At 60.9% G+C, this 13114-nt stretch carries 8 protein-coding genes and 5 pseudogenes; 6 read left to right on the top strand and 7 right to left on the bottom strand.

Annotated features, from left to right (window positions below; translation table 11 throughout):
* Window positions 1–93 precede the first annotated feature (93 nt).
* Window positions 94–911 (top strand): IS5 family transposase gene (locus WS87_RS00840; protein ID WP_107938028.1). Its coding sequence is split into 2 segments (ribosomal slippage): window positions 94–442 and window positions 442–911, totalling 819 coding nucleotides; the frame shifts between segments, so codons are not numbered across the junction.
* Window positions 912–916: 5 nt separating this feature from the next.
* Here WS87_RS00840 and istA read toward each other — a convergent pair.
* The 3 genes and pseudogenes from istA to WS87_RS00825 form a co-directional block, all read right to left on the bottom strand.
* Window positions 917–2032: pseudogene (gene istA / locus WS87_RS00835) on the bottom strand (IS21 family transposase); the annotation flags it as partial.
* Between the two features lie 116 nt (window positions 2033–2148).
* Window positions 2149–2691 carry an IS3 family transposase gene (locus tag WS87_RS00830; protein WP_107938059.1) on the bottom strand — a complete coding sequence of 181 codons (543 nt, stop codon included), beginning with the start codon at window positions 2689–2691 and terminating at the stop codon, window positions 2149–2151.
* A gap of 38 nt (window positions 2692–2729) precedes the next feature.
* Window positions 2730–2990 (bottom strand): transposase, encoded by a 261-nt coding sequence (locus WS87_RS00825; RefSeq protein ID WP_009687316.1) that lies wholly within the window; start codon window positions 2988–2990, stop codon window positions 2730–2732.
* 91 nt (window positions 2991–3081) lie between these two features.
* On the opposite strand from WS87_RS00825, the gene WS87_RS00820 reads away from it, so the two are divergent.
* A protein-coding gene (locus WS87_RS00820; RefSeq protein WP_107938004.1) for an IS3-like element ISBvi7 family transposase occupies window positions 3082–4205 on the top strand; the annotation gives its coding sequence in 2 pieces (ribosomal slippage) (window positions 3082–3343 and window positions 3343–4205; 1125 coding nt in all).
* Between the two features lie 116 nt (window positions 4206–4321).
* Here WS87_RS00820 and WS87_RS34650 read toward each other — a convergent pair.
* From WS87_RS34650 to WS87_RS00805, 3 genes and pseudogenes are all read right to left on the bottom strand, one after another.
* Window positions 4322–4454 (bottom strand): annotated as a pseudogene (locus tag WS87_RS34650) (ISNCY family transposase); the annotation flags it as partial.
* 792 nt (window positions 4455–5246) lie between these two features.
* On the bottom strand, window positions 5247–6719 hold the full coding sequence (locus tag WS87_RS00810) for an ISNCY family transposase (RefSeq protein WP_107938058.1): 1473 nt from the start codon (window positions 6717–6719) through the stop codon (window positions 5247–5249).
* A 183-nt stretch (window positions 6720–6902) separates the two neighbouring features.
* On the bottom strand, window positions 6903–7226 hold the full coding sequence (locus tag WS87_RS00805; protein ID WP_107938057.1) for a hypothetical protein: 324 nt from the start codon (window positions 7224–7226) through the stop codon (window positions 6903–6905).
* Window positions 7227–7635: 409 nt separating this feature from the next.
* Here WS87_RS00805 and WS87_RS00795 point away from each other — a divergent pair.
* From WS87_RS00795 to WS87_RS00780, 3 genes and pseudogenes are all read left to right on the top strand, one after another.
* Window positions 7636–8798, top strand: a protein-coding gene (locus WS87_RS00795; RefSeq protein WP_107937997.1) for an IS3 family transposase whose coding sequence is annotated in 2 segments (ribosomal slippage) — window positions 7636–7891 and window positions 7891–8798 — 1164 coding nt in all. Because the reading frame shifts where the segments join, the coding sequence is not laid out codon by codon here.
* Between the two features lie 793 nt (window positions 8799–9591).
* The gene (tnpB, locus tag WS87_RS00785; RefSeq protein WP_107938055.1) at window positions 9592–9912 is read left to right on the top strand and encodes an IS66 family insertion sequence element accessory protein TnpB; all 321 of its coding nucleotides are present in this window, start codon (window positions 9592–9594) and stop codon (window positions 9910–9912) included.
* A gap of 99 nt (window positions 9913–10011) precedes the next feature.
* Window positions 10012–10590, top strand: a pseudogene (locus WS87_RS00780) (transposase); the annotation flags it as partial.
* On the opposite strand, the pseudogene WS87_RS00775 reads toward WS87_RS00780, so the two are convergent.
* Window positions 10587–12068 (bottom strand): annotated as a pseudogene (locus WS87_RS00775) (DUF4158 domain-containing protein); the annotation flags it as partial. The pseudogenes WS87_RS00780 and WS87_RS00775 sit on opposite strands and share 4 nt — an antisense overlap.
* Window positions 12069–12201: 133 nt before the next feature.
* Here WS87_RS00775 and tnpC point away from each other — a divergent pair.
* Window positions 12202–12955, top strand: a pseudogene (gene tnpC, locus WS87_RS00770) (IS66 family transposase); the annotation flags it as partial.
* Between the last annotated feature and the right edge of the window lie 159 nt (window positions 12956–13114).

Below are 13114 nucleotides of genomic sequence, written 5' to 3'. Positions count from 1 at the left end.
TGCTTAGAGACGGTTTCAAAATGGCCCCTTGGGGCTGTTAACTTTCGCGGCGAGCTGTTAACCTCAGGCATCGAAACAACCGAGACTGAGGAGATGGCCAAGCCGATCATCGACGACGAGTTGTGGACACTGATCGAGCCGTTACTGCCGCCATCCAAGCCACGGCGCAAGAAGAACCCGGGCCGCCTGCCGGTTTCGAACCGCGCCGCGCTGACCGGCATCTTGTTCGTTCTCAAGACCGGACTGCGCTGGCGCGATCTGCCTGCCGAGATGGGTTGCGGCTCGGGCGTGACATGTTGGCGACGGCTACGCGACTGGCAGGTTGCCGGCGTGTGGGACCGCTTGCACGAGCTGCTGCTCGCGAAGCTGCGAGCAGCAGACCAGATCGACTTCTCTCGAGCCGCTGTCGATTCATCATCGATTCGCGCCGTTGGGGCAGGCCAAAAACTGGGCCAAACCCTACCGATCGCGCGCGACCCGGTTCCAAGCACCACATCGTCACCGACGCCAACGGCACGCCGCTCGCCGCGATCCTGACCGGCGCGAACGTCAACGACGTCACGCAATTGCTGCCGCTGATCGACGCGATTCCGCCGATTCGCGGTTTGCGCGGCCACCCGCTGCACAGACCGCGTGTGGTCTACGCCGATCGCGGATACGATTCCGAGCGACATCGACGTGCGTTGCGCAATCGCGGTATCGAGCCGGTGATCGCCAAGCGCCGTACCGAACACGGCAGCGGCCTTGGCAAATATCGCTGGGTCGTGGAACGCACGCATGCCTGGCTGCATCACTTCCGTCGTCTCCGTATTCGTTTCGAGCGCCGTGCTGACATTCACGGCGCGTTCCTCAAACTCGGTTGCTGCCTGATCTGCTGGAATACCCTCCGGCGCGCCGAACAGCCTTTATGAAACCGTCTCTTACGCTGATTCGCACGCCGATGACCGGGCAGCAGCGAGGTTCGTCGCCGGCCTTCCAGCACGGGATGAACCGCCAGTAGTTCACCGTCCTCGTAGATGCGGATCTCGTGAGCCAGACTGTGGACGTCGAGCACGCGCTTGCGCGTACGATCGGGCACGCTGTAGTAGTTGCCACCGACCGAGACGAGGCCTTCGTGGCTCACGCGCCGCTCAAGCCGGATCACGCCATTGAAGGTGCCTGCCGGCAACGCCTGCAGCGCGCGACGCTCCTCACTGAAGTGCTGAGCGACGACGCGGTGCGTGGTACCGTGCACGCGGACATTGGCAACCGTGTCGAGCCACTCGCGCAACTGTCGGTTCAGGTCGGCGAGGTTCTGGAAGCGGCGCGCCAGGAAGAAGTCCTGCCGGATATAGCGATACGGGCGCTCGACCTTGCCTTTGGTCTTGGCGCGATATGCCTTGCAGGCGCGCGGCGCGAAGCCGTAGTGCTGCGCAAACGCGACCAGCTTCGCGTTGTAGACGATGTGCTTCTCGACTTCGCCCAGCACGGCCGCCTTCATCCGGTCGTACAGAATCTCGCGCGGAGCGCCGCCGAGGTGCTCGAACGCTTCCATGTGGCAGCGCAGGACGGTCTGCAGGTCCTGATGCTCGACGAAGCGTCCCCAGAGATAACGGCTGTGCCCAAGCACGATCGAGAACAGCCAGATCGAACGTCGCTGACCAGGCGCGTCGTCGAACTCGACATTGAAGTGGGCGAAATCCACCTGCGCTTGATGCCCCGCAGGCGTCTCAAAGCGCACCTCGAAGCCGCGCTGGCGTGGCGGGCGGACCTCCCGAACGAGGTCGCCCAGCGCCGTGCGGCCGCCCGCGTAACCCATGGCTCGAATCTCGCGCAGCAGACGCTCGACGCTCAGGTCGGGAAACTCGCGGACACGTTCGGTGACGTAGTGGACGAACGGATCGACCACGCACGGTCGCGGTGCGCGCGGACCGTAACGCGGCGCCTGAACGCCATTCCTAATGTATTTACGAACGGTCTTGCGGTCCATACTCAGTCGAGCAGCGATGGCCGAAATACTCAGCCCTTGCCGATGCAATTCCAGAATCGTCATCACTTCCTCCAGCTCGACCACCGACACCCCTACGACGGATCTCCAGGGCGATATGGTCGGCGATCGACAGGACGGTGCCGCTACCGCGGCGCCGTCAGACAAAAAACTGGGGAAAATTACTTCGACGAAAGTGGGGAGTATCTATCCGACGCTGACACCGTGATGGATGCGGGTAAGCCTCGCATCTCCTTGAGCCGCTCGAGCACTTGCTGAACGCGTAGGCCCGGCAATGAAGTATCGACCTCGATGGCCAAGCACTCGCGCGTGTAGTCGTCGACCACGTTCAGGCATCGAAACCGCCGACCATAGGCCAGCCCGTCAGAAACGAAGTCCATCGACCAGCTCTGATTCGGGCCTGTTGGTAACGGTAGCGGCGTGCGCTCGACAGCCGCAATACGCTTGCGTCGCCGCTTGCGCACGCTCAGTCCCGCCTTGCTGTACAGGCGCCAGATGCGCTTGTGGTTGGCGAAGCAGCCATCCCGCTGCAACAACACGTGAATCCGGCGATAGCCGTAACGACGCTTCTGCGCGGCGATGGCCATCATCCGGCCAGTCAGCGCTTCGTCGTCAACTCGGCGGCGTGATTCGTAATAGAACAGCGAGCGCGAAATCCCTACCAGCCCGCAGGCCCGGGTAACACCCATGGCGCGTTCGGTCATCAAGATTCGGACCGCTTCGCGCTTGGCCTGCGGGCTTGCTACTTTCGGGCCAACAGGTCCTTCAGCGCGGCGTTGTCGAGCATCGATTCGGCCAACAGACGCTTGAGCTTACTATTCTCCTGCTCCAGTTCCTTCAGGCGCTGCGCTTCGGAGACCGTCATCCCGCCGAACTTCGCTTTCCAGTTGTAGTAGGTCGCTTCCGAGATGCCGTACTTGCGACACAGCTCCGCCGGCTTCAGGCCAGCCTCGGCTTCCTTCAAGATACCGATGATTTGTTCTTCGGTGAATCGCTTTTTCATTGCCGTTCCTCTCTTGAGCGGCCCCCAGCAAACAGTGCCATGATGTAAGCGAGTTTTCGGCGGACTTTTTCAGTATGAAAGGAGCCGTACGATGAAACGCAAGCGCTTCAGTGTGGAGCAGATTGTGGCGGTGTTGAAACAGGCCGAAGCAGGCATGCCGGTAGCGGAACTGATTCGTCACGTGGGCATTTCGGAGCAAACCTTCTATCGCTGGAAGAAGGTATATGCCGGTTTGCAGACGGACCAGGTGCGGCAGCTCAAGCAGCTTCAAGACGAGAACGTCCAACTGAAGAAGGTGGTCGCGGAGCTGACGTTGGACAAGGCGATGCTGACCGACGTATTGAAAAAAAAGTGGTGAATTCATCGCCGAGGCGCCATGTCGTGGATTATCTAAAGTCCGCCTATGGAGTAGCAGAGCGGCGTGCCTGCCGCCTGGTGGCCATATCGCGCTCGGTGTACCAGTATCGCAGCCACCGCGACCCGCAGACTGCATTGCGGCAGCGCATGTGTGAAATCGCGGCGACGCGGGTGCGCTATGGTTACCGCAAGATACGCGTGCTGCTGCTACGGGAGGGCTATCAGGTCAGCAAGAATCGGCTGTACCGTTTGTATCGTGAGGAAGGGCTGTCGCTGCGCTACAGACCAAATCGCAAGCGACGTGCACAGATGAGCCGCCCGGCACGTGCAAAGTCGACGGCGGCAAATCAGGCGTGGAGTTTGGACTTCGTCGCCGACCAGCTTTCGAACGGCCAGAGGTTCCGCGCGCTAACCATCATCGACGTCTTTACGCGCGAAGCACTAGCCATCGATGTTGGCCAGCGACTGAGCGCTTCAGATGTCGTGCGTGCACTGGATGAATTGAGGAGCAAACGCGGAGCGCCCCGCACGCTGTTTTGTGACAACGGCTCGGAATTTACGAGTCAGGTGATGGACCTGTGGGCTTACCATCACAAGGTCGAGATTGCCTTCAGCCGGCCCGGCAAGCCAACGGATAACGCATTCGTGGAGTCGTTCAACGGCACGCTTCGCGATGAATGCCTGAACGTGCACTGGTTCACATCGCTGGCCGACGCCAGGGAGCAGATTGAGCGATGGCGGGTCGAATACAACGAGAGTCGGCCTCACAGGGCTCTCGGTGAAGTGCCGCCTGCCGAATACGTCCGTCAGTTGGGCCTGCAGGCCCAACTGACGGACCAACAGAACGCCGAAGACTAACATTGCCTTTGGCACTGAAAACCGGGACCGTTCAAGAACGCCGAAGACTAACATTGCCTTTGGCACTGAAAACCGGGACCGTTCACTCTGGAACGGACTCTACACCGTCACCGTACTAAACGCGGGGAGCAGGTCAAGCGATCCTGCAACGTCAGATGTGCTCGCTCGACTCGCCCCTTGGCCGGACTGCTGTTCGCACAAAACGTGTCGATGTTCAAGCTCGTACATCGCGCGGCCGAAGTGCGTCACCCGATTACCAGTCTTGCCTGGCGTTACGTTGCGGAACACGCTGTACTTGTCGCTATAGAACGCCCCCGGCTTGCCGTAGCACTCGATGTACGCTCGCATAGCCTCCAAAAATGCTGAAGGTCGACTGCGTCTGCGTGAAATGCAGCATCATCAGTCGGCTCGTCGCGTCGTCTACGTACACCAGCAACATTCAGGCCGGCGCCCGTTCCTCGAACCACCGATGGTCGCTGCCATCGATCTGGATCAGTTTGCCCAGACACGTCCGGCGCGCTCGGCGCTGGTATACCTTCGGCAGCCGTTACCGGCGCGAAATCCAGAGCCCAGCCTCCGTCGTCAGCGTCCTGACCGTTTCCTTGGCCAGCCGATTACCGTGGCACTCCAAGAGCTTCTCGCAAGCCAGCGTCGGCCAGAAATCCAAGGCGATCGCGGATCATCGACGGCGCCCGATCGGTGGTCCCTGGATCCAGGCGGCTGTTGTCGGCCTTCGATCGATGCCCCGAAACCAAACCTGCCGGCCGTGCTCACGCAGCCGAGCAACCAGCCGACGAATCTGCCGCGTCGTCAACTCCAATCGCTCGGCTGTCCGCCATGGTTCTCGCTCGCCGTCCACCACGCCCTGCATGACCTTGAATCGATCCAGCTTGTGCATCGCCATCCCGCTCCGTTGCAGCCATCGCAGTCTCCGGCGCCGGATACCCGGCAACCGGTCAGCTTCCGCACCCCCAAAGAGGACATTTCAATCTAGCCAATACAACAAAATGTCCCCGCTAAGTTCAATTGTCGGGTTTCCCGCTAAATTGAAATGTCGCGGTGTTTGGGCTTTGTCTTGTCCTTGTTTATGGTGTTGGGGTGGGGCGGCGAAGCCGCCCCCCGTTCCCTGATTCCTTTGACGCTTACTTCAAGAATGGCTTGATTCAGGTCAGCAAGCTCGATGGCACGCTGCTTCTTCAGCCCGATGAGCGCCTTCTTTGCCTGGACCTCGGCACCGCAATGGGTGCGCGACGGTGAGCCGGAAGCACGGCGATCGTCACGCATATTCTGGATGCGCCGTGCGACTTCCAGTGCGCTGGACAGCCGCTTGTTCTCGACCTCGGCGCCTTGATCGATGCGTGTGATGCGATCGTATTGCTGACATGACAGCACTGCGCCGTTGGCCTGTACTTCGATCATCCCGTCCGGATATTCGACGACCTCGACGTATTCATGCACGAGGCTCCGATTGGCCACCGAATCGGCCAGCAGATACATCACGCGGTCGTACTGCACTGTCAACGCGTTGGATACTTTGCGCGGCACGCGATACGACAGGATCTGTCTCAGATCCTCATCAGCACGCAGTGGCCGGTGTGCATCGTGATCGCTTTTCGGCGGTTTGCCGAAGCGACGATTGAAATCAGCGATGAAGGAGGGTGCATACGCGTTGGCGGCCTCCCATGTGCTGATTCCGCGCAATCTAAGCTCTTTGACGAGCCGGTCCTGCAGTGTCAGGTTGGCCCGTTCCACACGCCCCTTGGCCTGGCTCGTGTTTGCACAGAACGCGTCGATATTGAGTTCGTACAGCGCTCGGCCAAACTGCGTGACGCCTTTGCCCGCGGTCTCCGAGCGCTTCTTCACGTAAAAGACGCTGGCCTTGTCGCTGTAGAACGCCACCGGCTTGCCGTGCGAACTCAAATACTTCGACAGCGCCTCAAAATAGCTGAACGTCGATTCGGTCGCCGTGAAATGCAGCGCCATTAACCGTCCGGTTGCATCGTCGATGAACACCAGCAGCGTGCAAGCTGGCGCACGGTCCTCGAACCAACGGTGGTCGCTACCGTCGATCTGAATCAGTTCGCCCAGGCATGCACGGCGGTTGCGCGGTTGGTAGACCTTCGGCGGGCGTTGCTTGCGTGGAATCCATAGGCCGGAAGCCCTCATCAGCGTACGAACCGTCTCGACAGCCAGGTCAATGCCATGACATTCGCGCAGTTTCTCGCAGGCCAGCGTCGGCCCGAAATCGGCGTAGCGCTCGCGGATCAATGCCAGCGCCCGCTGCGCCTTTCCAGCCGGCAACTGATGATTGCTCGGGCGCCCACGCTTGCCTGACACCAATCCGGCCACGCCGGCCGCGCGATAGCGCAATACCAGACGCTCAATCTGCCGCACGCTCAACTTCAGCCGTTCGGCCGCCTGGCCAGGCTTGAGCCGACACTCGGCTACAGCCTCGATGACCTTCAGCCGATCCACTTCACGCATCGTCATGGTGATCGTCCCAGTCGCGTTCATCGCCGGCGCTCCCAAGGGTGCAGGCGATCAACCTACAGGCCAAAACACGACATTTTTATTTAGCGGAAACGCGACATCTGAACTTGGGACCTACACAAAATTCGGCGATCATCAGCATTATGTAAAATACGTGATTCCGAATTGTTCAGTCACCGCTAAGCCATTTCCTCGGCTGATTGGCGACTAGGGAACCAGCGCCGACAGCGTGCTGAGCACTAGCGCGACGGCCGTCAGCCGCGCGGCGATCGAATTGAGCCGCCCCATCTGGCGATTGGCCTCCACTACGGCATTCCAGTTCGCCTCTGTCGCCTGCATCTGCCGAACGCGCCACCATAGCTGCTTAAGATCGGGCTCGACAGGTTCGATCGCGAGCGGATCATTCGGATTGTCCGCCTCGACTGCGGGCCGCTGGAAATCGACCTGAGCCGACCGGTACCAGACGCCGGCGCCGGCCACCCCAAACGCGAACCCCATGACTGCCAGCATGATTGCCATTTTGCTGCTCATCGTTGGTTTTCCTTGAGATTTCGATCGGGCTCAGGCGATTGTCACCGACGCCAGACCGGGTTCCGCGCGATGTTTCGACTCAGTCGGCTCCCGAAGTGCACGCTCGAATCACCGTTCCGGGTGCTGTTGGCTCAGCTCGGTAAGTCTCGGACCGGCACTGTGAAAAACCTGTCGCACGCGCTGCAGCGGAACAACCGCAGCGGACCATCCGACTCTGACTTCCTGCGCACAGATCCATGAGGTCGGCCTGGCGCCTCCTTGCCACATTTCGTGCACGAGAGAACCGGCCATGGTGTTTTCAGGCCGAGCTTGACCCGTCGTTCGTATTGGCCGGACGGGTCTAGGTGTAGTGGTCTAATGAATCCGGACACTGATTTAGGCGAGAATGTTCGCCATGAAGAGGTGTCTGATGAGCAAGCAACGACGTACGTTTTCCCCGGAGTTCAAACAGCAAGCCGCCTGTCTGGTGCTCGACCAGGGTTATAGTCATATGGAAGCAAGCCGCTCGGTCGGCGTCGGCGAGACGGTGCTGCGCCGCTGGGTGAAGCAACTTCAGATGGAACGCCAGGGCGTCACGCCGCAGGGCAAGGCAATCACGCCGGATCAACAGCGTATTCAGGAACTCGAGGCGCGTATCGAACGCCTCGAGCGTGAGAAGGCCATTTTAAAAAAGGCTACCGCGCTCTTGATGTCGGAAGGCATCGAACGTACGAAGTAATTGATCAGATTGGCGCAAGCGAATCGGTCGAGCTGATCTGCGCGGTATTCGACGTGTCGCGGTCTTGCCTGTATGCCCACCGAGGGCGAGCCCGACGCGTTGATGCCGAGCGCATGGCACTGCGTAGCCGGGTACACGAGCTGTTCATCGAGAGTCGAAGCTCTGCTGGCAGTCGCAGCATCATGGGCATGATGCGCGAGGAAGGTACGGCGATTGGCCGCTTCAAGGTCAGCCGCTTGATGGAAGAACTCGGGTTGATCTGCAAGCAGCCGGGCCGCCATGCCTACAAGCAGGCCACGGTCGAGCGGATCGATATCCCGAACCATCTCAATCGCGAATTCGAGGTTGGTAGGCCGAATCAGGTGTGGTGTGGTGACATCACGTATGTCTGGGCGCAGGGACGTTGGCATTATCTGGCCGTAGTACTCGACCTGTTCACGCGTCGGGTTGTTGGCTGGGCGTTCTCGACACGCCCTGATGCCGATCTGGTCGTGCAGGCGTTGGAGATGGCCTATGAGCAACGTGGCCGACCGCAAGGCTTGCTGTTTCACTCGGATCAAGGCGGCCAATATGCAAGCCGGAAATTCCGTCAGCGCCTCTGGCGCTATCGGATACAGCAGAGCATGAGCCGTCGAGGAAATTGTTGGGATAACTCCCCGATGGAGAGGCTGTTCCGCAGCTTCAAGACCGAATGGCTACCGTCAGTGGGCTACATGTCGGCGCAGGAGGCACACCGGGACATCAGCCACTACCTGATGCACCGGTACAACTGGATACGGCCGCATCAGTTCAATGACGGACTGGCTCCGGCGGTTGCGGAAGAAAAACTTAACGCAGTGTCCGGGATTAGTTGACCACTACAATCAAGGGCGAGCGCACGCTGGCCGAACTGTTGATATCCAGGCAGAACTGACCCACCAGGGATGCGGTGGAAATCAACAGTTTAGGCCGTTCTCGCGAGCAATTCGCGAGATCGACGCCCCGGACGTCAACGGCATCTCTACAATCGCCCGACGGTACTCGTCGCAGAAATTCGGCCGTTTCGGTTCCGCCGAAGGAACGTAAGCGCGAAATCCTCCGCACCTAGCCGGCACTACTGAATCGATTCACGATTGCGTCCGCAACCCACACTTGCGGACGTAACCACGATGACAGCTGATATGATTGACCTCGAATTCCTGCCCCTGAAGGTGATGCACGTTTCGCCGCACGGCGAACGGTCGTTCGATCCAGATGGGAAACGCCGCCTGGTCGAAGCATGCTTGCAACCCGGCGCGTCACTATCTGGTTTGACGCTCAAGGCCGAGGTGAACGCGAACCAGCCGCGCAAATGGGTCGAGATGTACCGTAAGGCAAGCGTAGTGGCCGGGCCGGCACGGACGATCGAAGCCGGACCTTCGGCGTTTGTTCCGGTGGTGGCGATCGCGAGCTCGGCGCCAGCGGCGGCTCACCTACGGAGTCGTTGCCGGTGCGTCGGGAATCAACCTCGATGTCGGCGCTGCCGCCAGCGCGCCTGTCGGTACGCTTGCCCAATGGCGTCGCAATTGATCTGGAATGTTTGGTGCAGGACGCGCCACCAGTCACAGCGATGATTGCCGCGCTGGGAGTGGGCTGATGTTCCGCTTCGACATCGACCTGCGGATCTAGCTGCATCGCGAGCCGATCGACTTCCGGGCCGGACTGAATACGCTGGTGACGATGTCCGAACAGTCGATGCAGCTCGATCCGCTCGCACGAGCCGTCTTCAGATTCCACAACCGGAAACGGGATCACGTAAAGCTGTTGCTCTATGACGGGGCCGGCTCCTGGCTGATGCTGAAACGGCTCGAGGTGGATCGTTTCGCCTGGCCCCATTGTCGGGGGGCTGTGATCGAACTCACGGTCGACCAGCTCCACATGCTGCTCGACGGCGTCGATCTCAACGCGCTGCGTCCGCATTCCGCCCGACAGTACTGCTTCACGAGTTGAGGCGCGGTATCGCGAACGTTGTTGGTAAACAACGGCCGTCCCGGCTGTTACACATCTGCGCAAACCGGTACGACACAGCGCTTCGCTATCGTGAAGCGCATGAAAGCCGATCTCGCCGAGCGCGATGCCAGAATCGACGAACTGACCAAGCGCCTGGATGCGCTGGAAGAGCAATATCGCCTCGCGTTGGCCCGGCAATACGCGCCGAAGAGCGGGAAGCGCAAGGATGGCGTGTTCAACGAGGCCGCGCAGGCTGCCGACGCCGAGCCTGTCGACGAGGACGACAGTGACGTGCCTTCGCTGCCGGAGACCGGGTTGCCAGAGCTCGACAAGCCTGAGCCCCGTAAGCGCGGCCGCAAGCCGCTGCCTGCGGATCTGCCGCGCGAGCGCATCGAGTACGATCTGCCCGAAGACCAGAAGACCTGCCCGTGCTGCGGCAAGGCACTGCACCGCATGGGCGAGGACGTCAGCGAGCAACTACACATGGAGGTCAAGGTGTCGGTGCTGCAGCACGCGCGTGCCAAATATGCGTGCCGACACTGCGAACGCCACGGCGCGCGTACGCTGATCGTGGTCGCGTCGATGCCGGCGCAGCCCCTGCCAGGCAGCCGCGCCAGTCCATCGATGATCGCCGCCGTCACGGCAGGCAAGTACGTCGACGGCACGCCGCTGTGCCGCCATGGCAACAAGTGATCGCGATAGTCAGCGTAGGCGTCGGAGCCGGACACACAGAGGTCGCCAACTCGCAGTTCTTCCGCCATGTACGAGAGCACGCAGAGCTCAAGATAGCGACGGTTGGTCGGTGGTCCTTCGCCGTGGGAGCGCCGCGTGAGTTTCCGCCACCTCGGCGCCGCGAAGCTCAGATCGACGTCGGCGTCGATCCACTCCCGATGCAGCGTTTCGTTTTCCAGCGCCACGTCGAGTGCATCCAACAGTGTGCGAACCGGGCTGGTCGAATCCCACTCGAGGGAGCTGGCGACACGCATCATGACCGAGCGGTGCGCCTTGAAGTGCTTCCAGAGCAGTGGCAGGTAATTGCGGCCGCTGAACGCACGAATCGCCGCGCAACTCTCGCGCAACGACTCCAGATCGCCTTTGGGCGCGAGCATTTTTCGGACTGCCTTGATGGCGGTCTCGTCGGACTCCTCGGCAAGGATGTCGGCCACGCCGTCGAGCAACCCGACCAGATCCTCGACCTGATCGCGCTGCTTGCGCTGAATCACATCCAGCTCGTCGCTCGCCCGCTTGTGGATGGCCGCCATGCGCCGCACGAACATGTCGGCGAGGTCGTCGCGGGCGCGCACGCGCATGCGGTTGAGCAGCGACGCTCAGCGTGTAGCGCTTCTCGGGCAGCGTGTCATTTCTGAGTGCGGAGGCATCGAGCGCCATCGCCTGCTGCGCGAGCGAGCGCAGCTTCGAGGCCGAAATCCCGGCGAGGGCGAGCGAAAAGTCGCCGAGCTCGTCGAGCCAGGCGATCTGGGCGATCAACTGCTCCAGGTGCTGCCGGGATGGGCGTTTCGCGTGACGCTTGATCCGGTTATAGGCGGTTTGCCGGCTGGACAAATCGCGCGCGAGCAGCCGGTCGAGCACAAGTTTCTGTTCATCCGTCAGGCGTCGCGTGACCCGTTTGAACAGCCGGGACTGAGCGCGAGCGTGGATCTGTTCAGTCAGCCGGTCGAGAGTCGAGAACGCCGGTAGTTCGATATTGCGCGAGATCAGCTCGTCGATCGTCGCGTTGATGATGTCGACAGGCTGGTCCATCGTCAGCGACGCCGTGTGTGCGGCGCGCGTCGCTATCGCGTTCGCATCGGTGCCGTAATACGGCTTCACGCCAAGGTAGGCGCGAACCGCCGAGTAATGTCGGAACAGCGTGGGTGACATCGTGGTGTCGCAGCCGAATCGGGTGGCGTCGCTGATGTCGGCGACGGCACGCACATGGTCGACGATGGCGCCGGGGATGACGCCGAGCACCGGGAAGTAATGCAACTGCTGGAACACCTTCAGCAGCACCAGCAGGCCCAATCGCGGTCGCTCGCCGCGCGTCGACCTGCGTGCCCATTCGAGCTCGTCAGGCAGCGGGGTATAACAGGCTTGCAACTCCCGTGGTGACAAAACCTCGGGGAAGCAGGGTACGCGGTGCGTTCGAGGGTAGCCATTGCGAATCGTCCGGATCGCAGAGGGCCGCTCAGGTTAGCGCAAGAAAAATCAGACGTTACTACGCCAAATGGTAATAAGCAGAAGACTCTTTATTATCAAACGTATTATGATAGGATTTTGCGCTTACCTTGTTCATGCCCCGACAGCGAGGAGCCAGTCGTACTGTTCGAGTATCACCCTGGTCGCGGTGGGGAGCATCCGCGTGCCTTTCTCGGCGACTACGCGGGCACGTTGATGACGGACGGCTGGCCTGCCTGGCGCACGATCAAGACGGCAACCCCACCTGGGATGCCTCGCGCACGCGAGAAGGCTGATTACGGACGCGCTCAAGGGCCAGAAGAACAAGCCGAGCCCCCGCATCAAGAAAGCCCTCGAGTTCTTCCAGGCGCTGTATCAGGTCGAGGGGCTGGCGAAGCAGACGGTTCCTGAAGGCAAAATGCTGACCGATTATCGGTACCGCCAGCGACAGCAGCACAGCGTGCCGCTGTTGACCGCCTTCAAGGCGTGGCTCGACGAACTGGCGCCGAAGGTTCTGCCGCAGAGCTTGCTCGGCGAGGCGATCGGGCACCGCCGCCGGCAATGGCAGTATCTGATCCGCTACGTTGACGATGGCTGTCTGCCGCTCGATAACAACATCATCGAGCGCGACATCAGGCCCTTCGCCACTGCAAGAAAATCGTGGCTGTTCAGCGACACGGTCGCCGGAGCCAACGCCAGTGCGATGGTCTACAACATGATGCTTACGTGCCGTGCCTGCAACGTCGAGCCTCACGCTTGGCTGCTGCACTTGCTGACCGAGTTCCCGCAACGCGCTCCTGACGCGGACATTCGCGACTTACTGCCGTTCAACTATGCGAAAAGGCTGGCCGAGGCGAGCGTGAGCTGACGCAGCGAGCGCACTCCGACCACCGCGTCGACGCGCACTAGCGAGACCCAGCCGTGCACATCGCCGGTCGACCTCGACAGTCGCGATGCAGCTATGCTCGCCCATCAGCCACAAACGATTCTCCATTCGGTTTGCTGAATTTACCGCTTACGAAAGAAC

The organism is Burkholderia sp. MSMB0856, assembly GCF_001524645.2.
In the GTDB taxonomy this organism is placed as follows: Bacteria; Pseudomonadota; Gammaproteobacteria; order Burkholderiales; family Burkholderiaceae; genus Burkholderia; species Burkholderia diffusa.
Note: the sequence above shows the minus strand (reverse complement) of the source record. Positions and strands in the feature narration are given on the sequence as shown.

Coding starts and splice junctions, on each gene's coding strand:
- WS87_RS00830 (WP_107938059.1), bottom strand. CDS start 2,691: ATGACCGAACGCGCCATGGGTGTTACCCGGGCCTGCGGGCTGGTAGGG.
- WS87_RS00810 (WP_107938058.1), bottom strand. CDS start 6,719: ATGAACGCGACTGGGACGATCACCATGACGATGCGTGAAGTGGATCGG.
- WS87_RS00825 (WP_009687316.1), bottom strand. CDS start 2,990: ATGAAAAAGCGATTCACCGAAGAACAAATCATCGGTATCTTGAAGGAA.
- WS87_RS00805 (WP_107938057.1), bottom strand. CDS start 7,226: ATGAGCAGCAAAATGGCAATCATGCTGGCAGTCATGGGGTTCGCGTTT.